At 44.4% G+C, this 16692-nt stretch carries 19 protein-coding genes; 4 read left to right on the top strand and 15 right to left on the bottom strand.

What is annotated here, in order from left to right:
- Positions 1–71 precede the first annotated feature (71 nt).
- Positions 72–431, bottom strand: a complete 360-nt coding sequence (locus tag C2740_RS05655; protein ID WP_215292149.1) for a hypothetical protein — start codon at positions 429–431, stop codon at positions 72–74.
- Between the two features lie 116 nt (positions 432–547).
- Between C2740_RS05655 and C2740_RS05650 the strand changes: the two genes are divergently transcribed.
- Positions 548–874, top strand: coding sequence for a hypothetical protein (locus C2740_RS05650; protein ID WP_215292147.1), 327 nt, complete (start codon positions 548–550; stop codon positions 872–874).
- Positions 875–892: 18 nt separating this feature from the next.
- Here the strand turns inward: C2740_RS05650 and C2740_RS05645 are convergent, their stop codons facing one another.
- The 12 genes from C2740_RS05645 to C2740_RS05590 form a co-directional block, all read right to left on the bottom strand.
- Positions 893–1183: a hypothetical protein gene (locus C2740_RS05645; protein ID WP_215292145.1), complete on the bottom strand. Its 291-nt coding sequence runs from the start codon at positions 1181–1183 to the stop codon at positions 893–895.
- A gap of 44 nt (positions 1184–1227) precedes the next feature.
- Entirely contained in the window at positions 1228–2067 is an 840-nt protein-coding gene (motD, locus tag C2740_RS05640) for a flagellar motor protein MotD (RefSeq protein ID WP_256440749.1), read from the bottom strand.
- A 10-nt stretch (positions 2068–2077) separates the two neighbouring features.
- Positions 2078–2818, bottom strand: a complete 741-nt coding sequence (locus tag C2740_RS05635; protein ID WP_215292143.1) for a flagellar motor protein — start codon at positions 2816–2818, stop codon at positions 2078–2080.
- Positions 2800–3534, bottom strand: coding sequence for an RNA polymerase sigma factor FliA (locus tag C2740_RS05630; protein WP_215292141.1), 735 nt, complete (start codon positions 3532–3534; stop codon positions 2800–2802). Before C2740_RS05630 ends, C2740_RS05635 begins: the two co-directional genes overlap by 19 nt.
- Positions 3535–3538: 4 nt before the next feature.
- Positions 3539–4081 carry a hypothetical protein gene (locus C2740_RS05625; protein WP_215292139.1) on the bottom strand — a complete coding sequence of 181 codons (543 nt, stop codon included), beginning with the start codon at positions 4079–4081 and terminating at the stop codon, positions 3539–3541.
- Positions 4065–5366 carry a flagellar biosynthesis protein FlhF gene (gene flhF, locus C2740_RS05620; RefSeq protein WP_215292137.1) on the bottom strand — a complete coding sequence of 434 codons (1302 nt, stop codon included), beginning with the start codon at positions 5364–5366 and terminating at the stop codon, positions 4065–4067. Before flhF ends, C2740_RS05625 begins: the two co-directional genes overlap by 17 nt.
- Complete coding sequence (flhA, locus tag C2740_RS05615; RefSeq protein ID WP_215292135.1) at positions 5363–7441, bottom strand: flagellar biosynthesis protein FlhA; 2079 nt, start codon at positions 7439–7441, stop codon at positions 5363–5365. The genes flhF and flhA overlap by 4 nt, the downstream gene beginning before the upstream one ends.
- Positions 7438–8598 carry a flagellar biosynthesis protein FlhB gene (gene flhB / locus C2740_RS05610; protein WP_215292133.1) on the bottom strand — a complete coding sequence of 387 codons (1161 nt, stop codon included), beginning with the start codon at positions 8596–8598 and terminating at the stop codon, positions 7438–7440. Before flhB ends, flhA begins: the two co-directional genes overlap by 4 nt.
- Before the next feature lie 188 nt (positions 8599–8786).
- Positions 8787–10724 carry a methyl-accepting chemotaxis protein gene (locus tag C2740_RS05605; protein WP_215292131.1) on the bottom strand — a complete coding sequence of 646 codons (1938 nt, stop codon included), beginning with the start codon at positions 10722–10724 and terminating at the stop codon, positions 8787–8789.
- A 59-nt stretch (positions 10725–10783) separates the two neighbouring features.
- Positions 10784–11743, bottom strand: a complete 960-nt coding sequence (gene motB / locus C2740_RS05600) for a flagellar motor protein MotB (RefSeq protein ID WP_215292129.1) — start codon at positions 11741–11743, stop codon at positions 10784–10786.
- A gap of 3 nt (positions 11744–11746) precedes the next feature.
- Positions 11747–12610 carry a flagellar motor stator protein MotA gene (gene motA / locus C2740_RS05595; RefSeq protein WP_215292127.1) on the bottom strand — a complete coding sequence of 288 codons (864 nt, stop codon included), beginning with the start codon at positions 12608–12610 and terminating at the stop codon, positions 11747–11749.
- A gap of 94 nt (positions 12611–12704) precedes the next feature.
- The gene (locus C2740_RS05590; RefSeq protein WP_215292125.1) at positions 12705–13517 is read right to left on the bottom strand and encodes a bifunctional 2-polyprenyl-6-hydroxyphenol methylase/3-demethylubiquinol 3-O-methyltransferase UbiG; all 813 of its coding nucleotides are present in this window, start codon (positions 13515–13517) and stop codon (positions 12705–12707) included.
- Between the two features lie 174 nt (positions 13518–13691).
- On the opposite strand from C2740_RS05590, the gene C2740_RS05585 reads away from it, so the two are divergent.
- From C2740_RS05585 to C2740_RS05575, 3 genes are read left to right on the top strand one after another with little or no spacing between them, the layout of a single operon-like run.
- Positions 13692–13946, top strand: coding sequence for a hypothetical protein (locus C2740_RS05585; protein WP_215274076.1), 255 nt, complete (start codon positions 13692–13694; stop codon positions 13944–13946).
- Positions 13943–14599: a FlgO family outer membrane protein gene (locus C2740_RS05580; protein ID WP_215292123.1), complete on the top strand. Its 657-nt coding sequence runs from the start codon at positions 13943–13945 to the stop codon at positions 14597–14599. The genes C2740_RS05585 and C2740_RS05580 overlap by 4 nt, the downstream gene beginning before the upstream one ends.
- 53 nt (positions 14600–14652) lie before the next feature.
- Positions 14653–15261, top strand: a complete 609-nt coding sequence (locus C2740_RS05575; RefSeq protein ID WP_215292121.1) for a FlgO family outer membrane protein — start codon at positions 14653–14655, stop codon at positions 15259–15261.
- Between the two features lie 4 nt (positions 15262–15265).
- Here the strand turns inward: C2740_RS05575 and C2740_RS05570 are convergent, their stop codons facing one another.
- Together C2740_RS05570 and C2740_RS09440 are read right to left on the bottom strand one after the other, a co-directional pair.
- Positions 15266–16525 (bottom strand): hybrid sensor histidine kinase/response regulator, encoded by a 1260-nt coding sequence (locus tag C2740_RS05570; RefSeq protein ID WP_215292119.1) that lies wholly within the window; start codon positions 16523–16525, stop codon positions 15266–15268.
- 9 nt (positions 16526–16534) lie between these two features.
- The gene (locus C2740_RS09440; RefSeq protein WP_256437844.1) at positions 16535–16663 is read right to left on the bottom strand and encodes a hypothetical protein; all 129 of its coding nucleotides are present in this window, start codon (positions 16661–16663) and stop codon (positions 16535–16537) included.
- Positions 16664–16692: the final 29 nt, after the last annotated feature.

Genomic DNA, 16692 nt, shown 5'->3' with positions numbered 1-16692 from the left:
AAAATTTAGCAATTGTCTTGACGAGCTAACATTTTTCATTAGCGGTGCAACTAAGCCATTTAATATATGACTTAGTTCACCCACTCTTTAAGATCCAGCAACTGCTCATCAACAAACGCCTCTAACATGAAGCGGTCTGCACCATCTAGGTTTGGGTTGATATGTTTATTTAATAAATATGCAATCATCTGAATCGCATTTTTACGATATTCATGGGGGAACATCACATTTACCTGGAGGTTTGATGCTGCTAAAACGCTTTTAGAGTCCAGACTTCTGAGTTCTGAAATCTGAGATTTTTGGCTGTCGATCATCTTCATCAAGGCGGTTTTGTATTCAGCTCCGCCGTGCATTGCGTCATTAAAGGCCTGGCACAAGAGTCGGGCAGCTCTTTTATCTGCCATTCTGATTTTGGAGGGGTTACTTTTCATGGGATTTGAGCTTGTCTGGCCCATCAAGGGTGGGGTATCGCTTCATTTTAAAAGATGCCATAATGCCAAAATTATTTAGATTTATTCCAATCCTAGCCTATGAAAGCTAATTCAGTATGCCTGATTTGACCGAATCTGAACTCATCGAACGATTATGTAGAACGTTCAATACCCGTTTTTCTGGCAACAGGAATGCTATGCAATCACTGGCGGAGACGATTGAAAATTCAGAAATGTTGCACCCTGGATTGCGTGGCTTGGGTGGTAAAGCTTTTTTGGCTTCATTTAAAGACCGGATGAATGTTTGGCAGCCAGAGGAAATACGGGTACTGGTGATCGATATGCTGGTTAGTCTGATGAAAGAGAAGGTCACTACTGACTCATCAAAGCGTGAGCTCACAGCGGAAATCGACGGCTATTTACTGCCCATTAAGTTTTGGTAATGATTCTGTTGGTACCTATTATTTTTTTACTGCCATTTCTTTCATCTTTTCCCGCATACCCTTTAATTCAAACTCTACGCTATCCAATCGGGCGTTGATGCTAACTACTTTTTCACGGGTGGATTCAAAGGCATCAATTGCGGAACGGGCTTCAGCCTGATTTTCCTCAATGATTTTAAATAAAGTTTTAATCGTTCTTTCTTGCTTATCAATTGCATCGCTTAACTTAACGACGAAAGCGGCAACCGCAATCACCATCATGATTAAAAGAATAAAGAGCAGAGGGCCGAGTAATTCGAGTAAGGACATAAGGTCAGATTATAAGGTCAGTGTGTCTGCGGTATTACAGTGTGTTATTGGGTTTTATTTTCGTTGGGCTGGACTACCTTCGCGGGTGTAATATCGGAGCCCGGCTGCTGGCCAGAATCATTCATTAGCAAGATGGAGACTCTTCTATTTTTCGCTTTACCAGCCACAGTTTCATTTGACTCGATTGGCCTTGATGAGCCAAAACCTGTTGCGCTTAAACGAGCCTCACTGATCCCTTTTTGACTCAAGATATTCAAAACAGTGGTTGCTCTAATGGCTGAGAGTTCCCAATTGGAATTAAAGGCTTTTGTATTAATGGGTTGATTATCGGTATGACCCTCAATATCAATGGCTTGATCACTTTTTGCCAAAATGGGAGCAATTTGTGAGAGTGTATTGAGCGCTGCTGGGCTGGTGACATTGGCAGAGCCTGGACTAAACAAGTAGCTATCAATGATGTCAATGCGCACCCCTTTAGAGGTCTGCATCACTCCAATTTTGCCCTCTTCAATCAGTGGTTTTAATGCCTTGGTCAAATCCTTCTCAACCCGATTCATTTTCTCGCGCTTCTGAAATGCCATATCACGTTTCAGTCTGATGAGGCCTAGCGGATCAATCAAAATAGGGCTTTGTTCAGTTTGAGTGCCGGCAATGTCTCCGCTAGGTTTGATTTTGGCATCAAGCTTGCTGTCACCCTCTGTAGTTTGTATTGGAGCAAAGGCAGAAATCAGGGAATTGGATAAAGCGTCATACTTCTTTTCGTTAATGCTTGAGCTGGCATACATCACCACAAAAAAGGCAAAGAGCAGGGTGATGAAATCGGCATATGACACCAACCAGCGATCATGGTGCTCATGATCTTCTTGGCGTTTGCGTCGCCGCAGCGGTGGATTTTTAAAGGAGGTATCCAGACAAACGATCCTCTATTACCTTGGTGTGCTCACCATAGGCAATTGATGCTAAAGACTCAACCAGCATCTCGTATTTAGAAACCTCGAGTTGTAATAGAGTTTTGAGTTTATTGGCAATCGGAATAAAAACGAGATTAGCTAAGCCCACACCATAAATTGTTGAAACAAAAGCAATGGCAATACCGCTGCCCAGTAATGTTGGGTCAGAAAGATTTTCCATCACATGGATCAGGCCCATTACGGCTGCCAAAATACCAATCGTGGGTGCATAACCCCCGGCAGAGTCCCAGATCTTAATAGCGTTACGCTCATTCAGTTCGTATTGATAAATATCATTGGCGCCAATTTCTTTAATGGTTTGCGGTGGCGCACCATCAATGACTAAGCGGAGAATTTTTTTCACAAAAGGATCTGCCGTTTCCACCATAAAACTTTCTAACTTTAAAACACCTTCTTTTCTGACAACGATGCTCCAGTGAGAGATTTCCATTGCCAAAGCGGTGCGCTGATCAAGGGGTTCAACAAAGACATATTTGAGTTTGGCAATACCGCTACGAAAATTCAGTGGGCGACTTTGCAATAAGACCGCCCCAAAGGTGCCAAAGGTGACAATAAAAAAAGCGGAGGGCTGAAGGAGGGATCCAATTCTGCCACCATCAATGGATTGACCAATCAAAATTCCAATCAGTGCAAGTGCAATACCGCCTAGGCTGGCCCAGTCCATAATCTCTCTTTTAAGGTTGCGCGTATCCGAGCGACTGCTTGGCTATGCATTTGGGAAACACGGGATTCGGTGACGCTCATCACGGCGCCAATTTCTTTTAGGTTGAGCTCTTGCTCGTAATACAAGCCCATCAGCAATTTCTCTCTCTCTGGCAAATCTTCAATTGACTGTTTGAGCGCCTCTTTAAAGTCTTTGGAGAGCAAGCCATTGATGACATCGCTACTATTGTTCTGAATAAAGCGATCCAAGAAGTGATCTTCTTCTTCATTCTTATGAACATCTTCAAAATAGATGAGCTGATGTCCACTACAGTCAGTCAAGATCTGAAAATAGTCATCAATATTGACCTTGAGTTTTTTAGCCACTTCGCTTTCACTAGGGGCTCTTCCCAAGCTTTGTTGCAAACTGGCAATGGCTTTTTCGACATCACGCATTTGTTTGCGAATATTGCGTGGCAACCAGTCTGCATTACGCAGTTCATCCATGATGGCGCCATGAATGCGCGAAGTAGCGTAGGTTTTAAACTGTGCGCCTTGATTATCTTGGTACTTACCGGCCGCGTCTAACAGACCCATCATGCCAGCCTGGATTAAGTCATCAGCTTCTACGTTGGCCGGCAACTTAGCCTTAATTTGATAGGCCATCTTCTTCACCAAGTCAGCATATTGCTCAACGAGGTTCTCTTTTTGGTCTATTTTTCCGTCGGCCTTGTACATAGTTTTATAAAGTAGGGGCTATACCAAATTGGGGCGTAAAAATAGGGTTTCTTGTAATGATCGGTGATGAAGTAGGGCTGGCTATAACAACTGGGCACACCCAATTATTGCTTAGTGTACTAAAGCCAATGATCTCTAGTTGAATCTGTGAAAAATGGCGGCTAGCATGCCTTAGGTTGCGAAAGACTGTATTGGCAGTCTCTCCATTCTGCGCGCTCACAATGATGCCAAAAACCCGGTTTTCTGGGCTTTTAGCCAATAATTTGATGATCCCAAAAGCCCGTTTAATAGACCCGGAACTTTGAGCCAGTTTGAGTACGATTTCATGCTGGTTTAAAAGGGCTAATGGTAGATCCTGGGGTTGATCCAGACTCATGTCAATAAAGTGGATATTGCGCCCATGAATATCCTTAACCAATTCTTGCAATAGATGACCTTTTCCTTGGGCGAGCTTTGCACTCAAGGTTTTGATTGGACAAGCCTTGGTAGGCATCAAAATTCGTCTAAGACCTTCTGCTTGATCGCGGGGATTAAGCATATTGTGCATGACCTTGCTCCGTTACTACAGATTTGCTGAAAAAAGCAGGCAGATCTTCTGGCCTCACAATCGAGAGGTGATCATCAGAATCTTCTGGTTTAAATGCCGCTTCAATCAAGGTAATTTTATCAACCAGGGTAATGTCTTCTGGAACGCGCTGACCATTAGTAAGGTAGAGCACCTTGAGTTTATTTTGCAAAACGGCATTGATAACGCCACCTAAGCCAATTGCCTCATCTGCTTTAGTGATAATGCAGCCATCTAAGCCTCTGCCAGCAAAGGTCTTGCTGACATTATTGAGCGTATCTAAGGTGCCACTGGCGTTTAGACAAATGATTTTTTTAATATCATGTGAAGCCTCGCACAGCATATCGAGTTGACTGTTCACCATCTTATCTTTTTGGCTTAAACCAGCCATATCGATGAGGATGAGTTTCTTATCTTGTAACTTCTCTAAAGTTTGCTGTAATTCTTGGGCGTCTTTTGCGGCAAATACTTCAACGCCTAAAATCTTGCCATAAATACGCAATTGTTCATGGCCGCCAATTCGATAGGTATCAGTGCTCACCAAGGCAATATCTTGATTGCCATGCTTCAGAACAAAGCGTGAAGCAATTTTGGCAATGGTTGTGGTTTTGCCAACGCCAGTTGGTCCCAGCAGGGCATAGATGCCGTGTTGATTCATGATCTCCGCTTCATTTTCTAGCACCTGCATATTTTTAGCGAGTAAGTTCATCGCCCAAGGCTTTGCCTCTTTTGCTGAAAAATCCGAAGGTAGCTTGCCAATCACCCGTTTGGCTAAATCTAAGTTAAAGCCAGCAGATAGAAATTGGCTCATCAAATCTCGTTTATTGGGACTGAACTCAAGGGTGCTATTAGAGAGAGCCTCCAATTGTGCTTGAAACTGGTTGCGCATCTCGCGCATTTCTTTAAGCATCCCCTGAATCTGTGGATGGTTAATGATCTCTACCGGTTGCTCTTGAGCCGCCATGATTTCTGTTGAAGAAGAGGCTGTCTTGGGGGTAATCGCCTTATGAGTAGATCTGCCATTGAGCAAATCGACCGTTTCTTGCACTTTTTTGGCTTGTAAGGCTTTTTCTGCCTGTTGCTTGCTTGTCATTGCGCTATCGAGAAGCCTGGAGCCAGGAAGGGCGATGGATTCACTGCGCGCCAAAATTTCCGTCCAGCCGTTAATCGAGCGATTAGAGATAATCGTAGCGTCTTCACCAAGCTCCGCTTTGACTTGCATCAAAGCCTGACGAGTTGTTTTGGCAAGAAATTTTTTCATGGTCATACTGAACCTCCAATTAAGTTGGCAACGCGGATAGTTTTGGAATCGGGTAATTCTTCATGAGAAAGAACGCGCAGGTTGGGCGTCACTCTCTTCAAAAATTTGGCTAAGGTAGCGCGCAAGGGTGAAGCAACGAGCAAGACTGGTGAATGACCATTTCTTTCTTGCTCTTTAGCAGCCTCATTGGCTTCATTGGCAAGTGTTTTAGCAATCCCAGGCTCAATCGAGCTATTCTCGCCAGAGCCGCTGACTGCTTGCATCAACAAACGTTCAAGATTGTTCTCCAAAGAAATCACTGACATCTCGTCACTATCGGGGAAGAGTTGATGGGTAATCGCACGACCTAATTTAATTCTGACTTTGGCAGTCAGTTCAGCAGGATCTTGAGTGTGGGGCGCATATTCAATGAGCGTTTCCATAATGGTACGCATGTCGCGAATCGTGACACCTTCTGCTAAGAGATTTTGGAGAACCTTTTGCACGACGGCGATTGTGAGCAATTTTGGAATCAGATCTTCAACCAATTTGGGTGATTCTCTACCAAGCAAGGTGACCAATTGTTGAACCTCTTGATGGCCTAATAGCTCTGAGGCATGCATGCCAATAATATGATTAAGATGCGTTGCAATCACGGTACTCGCATCCACCACGGTGTACCCCATACTTTGCGCTTGCTCGCGCCAATCATTCTCAATCCAGGTCGCTTGTAAGCCAAAAGCTGGATCGGTGGTATCTGGTCCAGGTAATTGACCAATGGCGTTACCAGGATTAATGGCTAAGAATTGACCGTAATGGGATTCCCCCTTAGCAATTTCAACCCCTTTTAATTTAATGCTGTATTCAGAGGGTTTGAGTTCGAGGTTATCGGAAATATGGATAGACGGTGTTAAGAAGCCGATATCTTGAGCAAATTTCTTGCGCAATGCCTTGATCCGCTTAATTAGATCGCCGCCATGACGCAAATCTACCAATGGCACGAGGCGAAAGCCAATCTCGAGACTGAGCGCATCTACCGGCTTCACATCATCCCAGGTAGCATCAATAGACTCTTGTGTTTCTTCTTTCTTTGCTTGTGATTCTGACTCAAGCAATTTTTTACTTTGACTCTTTAATGAATACGCTACAGCGGCAAGGGTAATAGCGAGCAAGAGGAATGCCAGGTTTGGCATGCCTGGAATGAGGCCCATGCCACCAATAATCATGGCGGTGATATTTAGTACTTTTGGATTGGTGAAGAGTTGCTTGGTTAACTGGGTACCAATATCTTGGTTATTGGCAACGCGTGAAACTACGATACCCGCTGCAACAGAAATAATGAGCGATGGAATTTGAGCAACTAGGCCATCGCCAATCGCTAACAGAGTGTAATTTTTTACCGCATCACTAAAACTGAGATCATGCTGGAGCATGCCGACAATCAAGCCACCCAAGATATTAATCACAATTACCAGAATGCCTGCAATCGCATCGCCACGCACATATTTAGAGGCACCATCCATTGCGCCATAAAATTCTGCCTCTTGACTAATTTCAGCACGACGGCTGCGGGCTTCATCTTGACCAATTAAGCCAGCATTCAAATCAGCGTCAATCGCCATTTGTTTGCCAGGCATCGCATCCAAAGTAAAACGAGCGCCAACCTCAGCAATACGTCCGGCACCTTTGGTTACAACCGTAAAGTTAATAATGGTCAAAATAATGAAGACCACAATACCCACAGCGTAATTACCGCCAATGAGGAAGTGTCCAAAAGCTTCAATGACCTTACCAGCTGCCGCAGGGCCAGTATGACCTTCAGTCAATACTAGGCGGGTAGAGGCTACGTTTAAGCTCAGACGCAACATGGTAGTCACTAAGAGCACCGTTGGAAAGGCTAGAAAATCCAGCGGCTTGGCAGTCTGAAGGCCAATCATCAATACCAAGATAGACAAGGCAATATTAAAAGTAAATAAAAGATCTAAGCCAATTGCGGGAATTGGCAAAATCATCATTGCTAACAATAGAACAATAATGACCGGTCCTGCAATCGTTTTGCTATTGAGGTTTTTAAGAGAGTCTAAAAATTGCGTGAAGTTCATGATGCAAGCTCAAGTTGCTTGGTGCTAGATAAGGGATCCAATTCGTCTGGCACAAAAATATTGTGTGGTTGTGCTGGGTAAGCGCCGCTTCGACCATTGAAGTTTTTGACCTGGAATACAAATGCTAGGATTTCCGCAACCGCTAGGTATAAGGATTCTGGGATTTCTGAATCAAGCTCGGTATTGGCGTAAATGGCACGAGCCAGTTTTGGTGACTCGAGTACCAAAATCTCTTTCTCTTTAGCCAACTCACGAATACGTAATGCCAAGGTATCTGTACCTTTGGCGAGTAGCACTGGTGCACGCATATCGCCTTCTTTATATTGAATGGCAACTGAGTAGTGGGTTGGGTTGGTAATAACTACATCCGCATTTTGAACATTAGACATCATGCGGCGGCGAGACATTTCACGCTGTTGCTGACGTAGTTTTGCTTTAATTTCAGGGCTACCATTACCCTCTTTCGATTCTTGCTTGAGTTCTTGCCGACTCATCTTGTGATTTTCAGCATAACGATAGAGTTGATAAGGTACATCGACTAGAGCAATGGCAATTAAAGCACCTGCAATAAAAATAAATGATTTGATTAAAAATAAACCAGTCTTGGCTAGTGCTACCTCTACGGGTACGAGCGAGAGAGTAATCAGTTGGGCAAAGTCCGCTGAAATTACAAAGTAAGCCACTGCGCCAATTAAGATAGTTTTAGCGATTGATTTAACGAGCTCAACCAAAGAGTTTTTTGAGAAGAGGTTACCAAGCCCTTTAATCGGATCCATTCGCTCAAAATTGGGTACCAAGGCATTGGTATTGAAGTTCCAGCCACCTACCAGAATGGGTGCAGCTAATGCCGCAATTAACAATGCAAACCCAAGTGGAGCAAACGCGATCATCAGGTCAATACTTTGATCTGATAAGCGAACTAGGGAAGTATCGGTATTAAAAGCTAATTTACTATCGAAAGTTAGACCAGTACTTAACATATCCTTGAGAGCCGCACCAAGGTGACTGCCAAGGCCCCAAATAGATAAGCCAGCAGTGAAAAGTAAGACGCAAGTTGCCAGTTCCTTCGAGCGAGGAATATCGCCCTCTGCGCGCGCTTTCTCTAAGCGCTGCCCCGAGGCCTGTTCTGACTTTTCTAAATCGCTTTCTTCTGCCACCGCTGCACCTTAAAAAGGATTAACTTGCTGATAAGTGATTTTCAGCGAGAGGGGCTTAAATGAATTGCGGGAAAAGGGGGGTGAACCCCCCTTAATTCAATCTTCTAAGACTAGAACTATTGGCCCTGGAGAGTCAAAAATACTGGTTTTAGATAGATTTTGGGTAAATCGACTACCCGGAATTAGGTTTAAAACAGCTTCCAGTCAGGGTCTTTTTCAGCAGGGGTGACTGTCGGAGCTTCAAGCTCTGGACTCTTGGGGCTATCTAATAAAGTCGTACTTGGCAGGGTGGTGGCTGTTTTGGGTATCGATACTGTTAATTGACCAAAAGTCTGCGCCAATGCATTGGCATGCTGTAACAGCATCTCCCCGCTAAGGGCGGTATCTTTCATGGTCTCTACATTTTTCTGGGCAATTTTTTCTACCTGAGATACCGCGCCATTGACCTCATAGAGGTTCAGACTCTGATCTAATGCAGCGGTTGTAATATTGGCGCTCATATCAGAGACATATTGTGTGGAGCTGGCGATACGCTCAACCACCTTATTAATACTATCGATTTTTTCAACAGGAATTCCTGCTAGACCTACCTCAGTGGTGAGCGTATTGGCCATTTCAGTGGCCGATACTGCCATCAGACGTACTTGTTTGGCATTTTCAGCATTTTGTTTGGTGCTATCACCCAAGTTTTGCATCTTGAGGTTAGAGCCTTGCAGTACTTGAGCCTGCTCTTCGGCTCCCTTGATCAGGCTTGCATGGTACAGCGTTAAGTCTTTAGCCAACTTCTGAATTTCTACCCCTTGACCTTGGGCAAAGCTACCAAGCTCTTCCATTTTATCAAGGAGTTGATTCATGGTTTTATTGAGTAAATTCACTTCTTCAAGTTCACTATCGACCGAAAGTCGTTTGCTCAAATCATGATTATGTAGCGCTCGAGGTATTTCTTGGGCTTGTTCTAAGGCTTTTTGGAGTGCTTGTTGAACATTGCGTTGGGCAGACTCAGAGACTTGACCCTTTTGCATTGCCAGGTCAATGGTGGTGTTGAGCTCTTGTGCAAATTCATAGAAGGCACCGCGATGCTGATCAGGATCGCGGCGACCTAAGAGCTTGCCGTCTTGCAGGGCAGCATTCAATATGCTGGTATCGAGCATGAACTGCTTCCATTCACCTTGAATTGCTTTGATGGCAGCCATTGCGCTACTGTGGTCTCCAGCGCTTAAAGTAATGCGGTAATCCAATTGACCGCTGGCGATATAGCCCGCAGCCTTAGTTAATTCTTCAGGGCTAGCGCCTAGGCTATGTTTCAGGGTTCTTAGGATCAGTAGGGCCAAGCTCAGCATAACCAGCATACCGACGGCAATAATCATCAGCTTATCAGTGGGTAAGTCGCCAATAGAAGAAGGAGTATTTGATTTTGCTGGGGGAGCATCTAAAGAAGCTTCACTAGGCGAATTAACTGTCGCAGTTACAGGAGCTGAGGGTGCTGCTGGAGCAACTTCTGGCACACTTTTCTTTTGCAGGGCAATGAGTTTTGTGCTCGCCTGTGCTTTGATGAGCGCATCTAAATCAGCCATCACTTGTGTTTGCAGGCCTTGGGTGCGAGCAAGCAGTGCACTAGCTTGCGATAAGTAGTTCACCTGCAAAAGATCAACAGTGGGTTTGATAGATTGGTTAAGCAGTTTGTCAAAATCGCTTGTATATTGCGCAGCGAGAGTTTTTTCTTCGGCGCTTAATGGACCTGCTAAATAGGACTGCCATAGAGCATTCATATCTGCGAGATCTTGAGTAACACGGTCCGCTAGATTGCGCACCTCATCTGAAACAGGATCAGGGGCTTTTTTCTCTGCATAAGCGGTATTCAAGAAGATGCGATTTTGGGCAATCAACTCTTTGAGTTTATTTAAATCGACAGGTGCAGGTGCCTCAGTTTTCACAGATTCTGCAGAAGAATTAGCGGATGATGCAGAGCTCGACGGCTTGATCACTATTTTGAATTCAGGGGTCCAAGCTTGGGTATTCGTTAAGAGCAGGCCTGCCATTAGAAGGGCGGTCAATAACATCCCAATTAAGCCAACCTTGACTGGCAAGTAAGGGATTGTAGGAAGGCCGGTCTTGAGTTTCATCATGATCTACATTATTACAAATAAGCGAAAGGGTAAACACCTTCAGTTAAAAGAGCAGATCCTTAGGGTTTAGCAGCCGGCTTAACTTCAGGCTTCACATCTGGCTTGGCAGCTGGCTTTGCCTCAGGGGCAGCAGCCTGAATGCCCTTTTGGACTCCTTCAGCGTTGCCGGCTTCAATAGACATATTTCTCTCGAGGCGCTCTTGCGCTTTTTTGTTCATCACAATAATCGAAATACGGCGATTAATGGGGTTGAGCGGATCTGTTTTGTCATAGAGAACGGCAGAAGATAGACCAATCACTTGAAGCAATTTGGTTTCATCCATGCCGCCACTGACTAACTCTCGTCTTGCGGCGTTTGCCCGGTCAGCAGAGAGTTCCCAGTTGCTATAAGACTTTTCTTTATTCGGAAATTGGTGTGCGTCAGTGTGACCAGATAAGGTAAGTTTATTTTCAACACCATTGAGGGACTTGCCAATCGCCTTCATAATCTCGCGAGCATAGGGTTGAAGCTCGTCATCAGATAAGGCGAACATCGGCCTTTTTAGGTTATCCACAATCTGAATACGTAAGCCGTCTTCAGTAATGTCGATCAAGATTTGTTTCTTAAAACTTTGGAGTTGTGGATTTTCTTGAACAACCGATTCCACTTTGGTTTTCAGTTGCTTGAGACCTTCTTCGTCAAGCATTTTTTGCGGCGCTTTATCGCTGTTGTCATCTGCCTTGGAAACCTCGCCATCTTTGCGAGTGAGATCTTTGCCGCCACCAACAAAAATGCCGCTTGATCCAGAGGCGCTAGGGCCAGTGGATACGATTTTTTCAATCGGCATCTTGAAGTATTCAGAGATGCCTTTTAACTCTTCTTTGGATACCGATGCTAAGAGCCACATCAGCAAGAAGAAGGCCATCATGGCGGTTACGAAGTCTGCATAAGCAATCTTCCATGCACCCCCGTGTGCCCCACCAGCAACTTTTTTAATACGTTTTACAACAATGAGGGGCTTATCTTCTTTGCCGGCCATGAATTAACGCGTTTTAGCGCCCTTAATATATTCTTCGAGTTCAAGAAACTCAGGACGCTCAGTTGAATTCAATACTTTACGTCCAAACTCAACGGCAATGGTTGGCGCGTAACCGTTTAAGCTCGCTAGCAAAATCACCTTAGCGGTTTGGAGCATCTTGGAAGATTCATTCAGTTTTTGTTCTAGGATGGTTGCCAGCGGGCCAACGAATCCATAGCAGAGCAAAATGCCCAAGAAGGTTCCCACAAGGGCGTGTGCAATCATGACGCCCAGTTCATTGTTTGACACTTGACCTACTGATGACATGGTGTGAACCACGCCCATCACAGCAGCCACAATACCAAAGGCCGGCATACCGTCAGCCATTTTTGCAACAGCATGACATACTGCGTGACCTTCATTGTGGTGGGTCTCAATATCCACATCCATAAGGTTTTCAATTTGAAATGGCTCCATATTGCCGGAGAGCATCATGCGTAAGTAATCGCATAAAAAGTCCATCAAATGATGGTCTTTCATAATCTTTGGGTATTTGGTGAAGATGGCGCTGTTCTCTGGATTCTCAACGTCTTTTTCGATGGCCATCATGCCGTCTTTACGAATTTTGGTCAAAAACTCAAACATCATGGCTAGCAAATCTAGATAGAGCGCTTTGCTGTAGCTCGATGGAGCCAGCACAGTTGGCAAGGCTGCAACCGTTGCTTTAATTGTTTTGAGATCATTGCCAACCAGAAAGGCGCCAAATGCTGCGCCGCCAATCATTAATAGCTCGATTGGTTGAAGTAGGGCTGCAAGATGGCCGCCGGCCATCATAAATCCGCCGAAGACTGAGAAAATAACGACTACGTAACCAATGATGACAAACACAAGAAGCCCCTTTTTGCCTGAATAACAGAAGAATACCTGTAATTACGACATTTAATTGCCTGAATAAAGCAAGATTATGGTGCCTGTCTTTCCGTTACGTGGGGCGATATTGACCCATTTGGTAGACGAAGCATTGGCGCTGATCGGAGCTAAAGCGTATTTTCTGGGATTCAGCAATGCCAGGCACAGGGAATTCATGGCTAATTAAGAGACTTTCACCATCCATCTCTATTAGAGCTTTTTCCCAAAGCTCAGGCATAGCAGCGGGTGAAAGATAGGCAAAAATCAGATCATAGTTAGCAAAATCCACTTTTTCATAGTTGCCAAGGCGAAAACGAACCCGTGAAGCGAAGAATTTAGACTGAATGACGCTAATCAGCCAGGGTAAAGGGGCTATTTCAATGCCTTCAACGCAAGATTCTGGTCGCAGCTGAGCCATGCGGATGGCAAAGTTACCTAGGCCGCTGCCAATTTCTAAAATTCTGAGCTGTTTACCCGGCAAAAGTTCAGAAACGGCATTCCAAACCTCTGGTTTGGAGGGGTAAAAAGGCACTTGAGTTAAAAAAACCGACCAAAAGAGGGCTCCAGTGAGAATAAAACCAAGCAAAAAGTAGCTAGTCGGAATTTGCAGAGCGAGCGCCGCCCAGATGGCCAAGGGAAAAAGCAGGTGAATATAGCGCCACCAGTGCGCCATTTTCAGTCGAATGCTTAAAAAATAGGCAAATATGCCTTGCGCTATGAGCAGGGTTCCAAGGCTAGGGAAAAAAAGAGGTAACAAATCTGGGAAATGAAGAGTTATCTGTATTAGTAGCCAGCACAGGCCGGCAGCCATTACAAAAGCGCAGCCTTGTATGAGCAGGGCGATTAGCGCAGGCGGAAACTTGCTAAATGAAAAATGCTTTGCCATCAAATCAGAAGCTTCTGAAAAATCATTTCGCTAAATCCTCATCAATCGCAATTTTGAGCCGTAAAGGGGATATAGGATCCATACAAGCGGGCTGTATTAATAAGTGCGGCATCTAAACGTTTGTGGGCATTGAAGTATTCAAGTGAAGCAGTGTAGGAATTTTGGATTAGGGTTATGTTGCGCTTAAATTATCTTTCATTATTGATTGTGAGTCTTCTGATTTGTTCGGGATGCACTCCTGCGAGCTCGCCTTACGCAGTCAATTGTGATAACTGCAACTCACAGCCTTACTACTCAGTCATGATTATTCAACCAGGGATGTCCAGTGATTTTCCGGTGAGTTATCGCGTTCGATTGCCAGAAAGCAATGCCAAACTCAATAAAATGGCGCCAACTGAGACCGTGAGCTCTAGATCGGTTGCGCAATGAAATTACATTTGAATCCTTTCGTATTTTTAGTTCGTGTTGCACTTACATGCGCCGTGTTTTCCGCAGTGTTTTCCTTTGGTGTGCATGCACAAACCCAAGCCGGCCAAGAAAAGACTGTCTCGCCTTACCCATTTCGTTATGAGACTATTTCTCTTGTGCCCAGCACCTCCTCGACAGGGGCACTAAATACAGCATCGATGTTTATTGCTGAGCAGTTAGAACGCAATCTTTCTCCAGAGATGAGAAGCCGCGCCTTAGTGGTAACTGATTTTGTGGCGCTCAATACTTTGAATGAGACTTCTCAATTGGGCCGACTCTTGGCGCAAAACTTAATGCATGAAATGCAGTTAAGAAATTGGTCTGTCACAGACATTACCTTCAGAAAAAATATTCTGATTGAGGCTAGCGGTGAATTTTCTCTGAGTAGGGATGTTAAGCAGCTGAAGCCCCCGGTTCAAACTGGCAGCATTATCACTGGTACTTATGTGAACACTGCCGAGGGCTTAATATTGAACGTCAGAATGATTCAAGTGATTAGCGGCGCAGTCGTTTCTACGGCACAAGTGAAGTTACCCGCTGATCGTCTGATCTCGCATTTGTTGGATGGCCCCCCAAGACCGCCAACCATGCCAGTTCTAAATCTTACTAATTAATTGTTCTAGCACTCACTAGTAGAATACGACTTTTATTGATATTCTGAATCGATATGTCTATTCGCCAACAACTTCACCAAGCCCATCGCTTAACCAATTTTCCACTCGCTATTGTTTTGCTCTGTGCGCTTCTGGGCCTTTCAGCTTGTGGAACTGCTGGCCGTGGTGATGCGCAGTGCCTTACTTTTGAAGATAAGCTGCAGGCAACTGATTTGACTGTCTTGGTATCTGGTATGGCAACCGAACTCAATACCTCCTTACCTAAATTTGATCCTAATGGCCCGGATGAATACGGGGTTCTGCTTGTTGCCGATTTTGTGAACGTCAATACCCTCAAAACAGAACCTAATGTTTTGGTGATGAGCGAGATGATGCGTAGTTATCTTGCGCGCATTCCTGGTAAGAAGGTGGTGCAGGTTGAATTTGGGAAAGATATTCGGATTAGTGATACCGGCATTGTGTCTTTGACTCGCAAGATTGGCCAAACTGGCAATACGAAAGTTGGTGCAAGTCAGGTGATTGTTGGAACTTACCTGAATCTGCCTAATAAGTTGGTCATTAATGTCAAGGCTATTGACCCAAGCAATCAAATTATTAGCGCAGCCATTGTGCGAGAGTTGAACTACTCATGCAGCGGCGGCAAATTAAGGCTAGATAAATAGTCTGCTATTTAATCCATTGAGAGAGCTGATTTATCAGCTCTCTAGGGTCAACAGTCTTAGAGATGCAGCCATTCATGCCATGATCAAGGCATTGCTGAGAGGTATCTGCGCATACTCTGGCACTCAATCCAATAATCGGTAAAGACTTTAGATGTTCTTGTGCTCGAATTTGTTTGCAGGCCTGCAAGCCATCCAATACCGGCATCTGAATATCCATTAAGACCGCATCATATTGCTTGGTCTTTAATAGCTCTAAAGCATCTTGGCCATTACTGGCAACATCGATACGCGCACCAAAGATTTCTAAAAATTCTTTGAGTGCTGCTTGAGCGATCACATTATCTTCAGTTAAGAGAATCATCCAGTCTTGCAAAGGCTTAGCTTGAAGATCTTGCTGTAGAGGTTTTCTATTTGGGTTTGATTCAGAATTTTCAAGGTATTGCCTCAAGCGAATGCGAGTTGATGCAAGCATCTCTAAAAAATCATGATAGTTCTGAGTTTGCAGTTGACCAAGCCTTAAGTCCGCTTCTAGAAATTCACTGGCGGCAAATAGTTCTTCGGCGCCGATAGCACTGGCAGACCCTTTAAAAGTATGAATACGACTTGATGCAGAATGGTAATCATTCATGGCAATGTCATGTTGCAGACCTGCGCTGCAATCGCGGCAATCCAATATAAACAGATTAAGTAGTTTATGAGTCAGTGGGATATCGGCCAGTAAATGCACTAGGTTTTTGAGCTTAAAGCCTGGCAAATCTTCCAGCGATGTACCGGTGGTGCTTTGCTCATGCGCAATATCCCGGAGGGAGATGTTTGAGTCAGAGCTAGAGACCTGCAATTGAAAAATCCAATTTGCTAATACTTGGTACAGTTTTTCTGGATCGATAGGCTTGCTAATGAAGTCATTCATCCCATGATCAAAGCATTTCTGAACTTCATCGGCAAATACGCCCGCACTCAACCCAATAATCGGTAAAGACTTTAGATGTTCTTGTGCTCGAATTTGTTTGCAGGCTTGCAAGCCATCTAATACCGGCATCTGAATATCCATTAAGACCGCATCATATTGCTTGGTTTTTAATAGCTCTAAAGCATCTTGGCCGTTACTGGCAACATCGATACGCGCACCCGCACGCAATAAAAATTGCTTAATTACTGTTTGGTTGATGAGGTTGTCTTCAACAATCAGAACTTGAGATTTTGCCAACACCAAATGGGGGTGATTTTTTAAATCTCCGGCAGATATTGTGTTGTTTATATTCACAGATTCACTCTAATTTCTTGTGAAATCAGCGCGGTACATCTTGATATCTTGATCTGCTGTGTCAGCAGTGGGGCGGTGTAATGGTTGATCCATGCCCATGACATCGCCTAATGTTTGAATGCTTTGCGGTGCTAACAAATCTAGTCTCCGTTTGTACTCAAGCCTTA

Origin of the sequence: Polynucleobacter sp. MG-5-Ahmo-C2, assembly GCF_018687735.1 — a bacterium.
GTDB lineage: Bacteria > Pseudomonadota > Gammaproteobacteria > Burkholderiales > Burkholderiaceae > Polynucleobacter.
The sequence above is the reverse complement of the archived record's forward strand: the minus strand, read 5'-3'. Positions and strand labels throughout refer to the sequence as shown.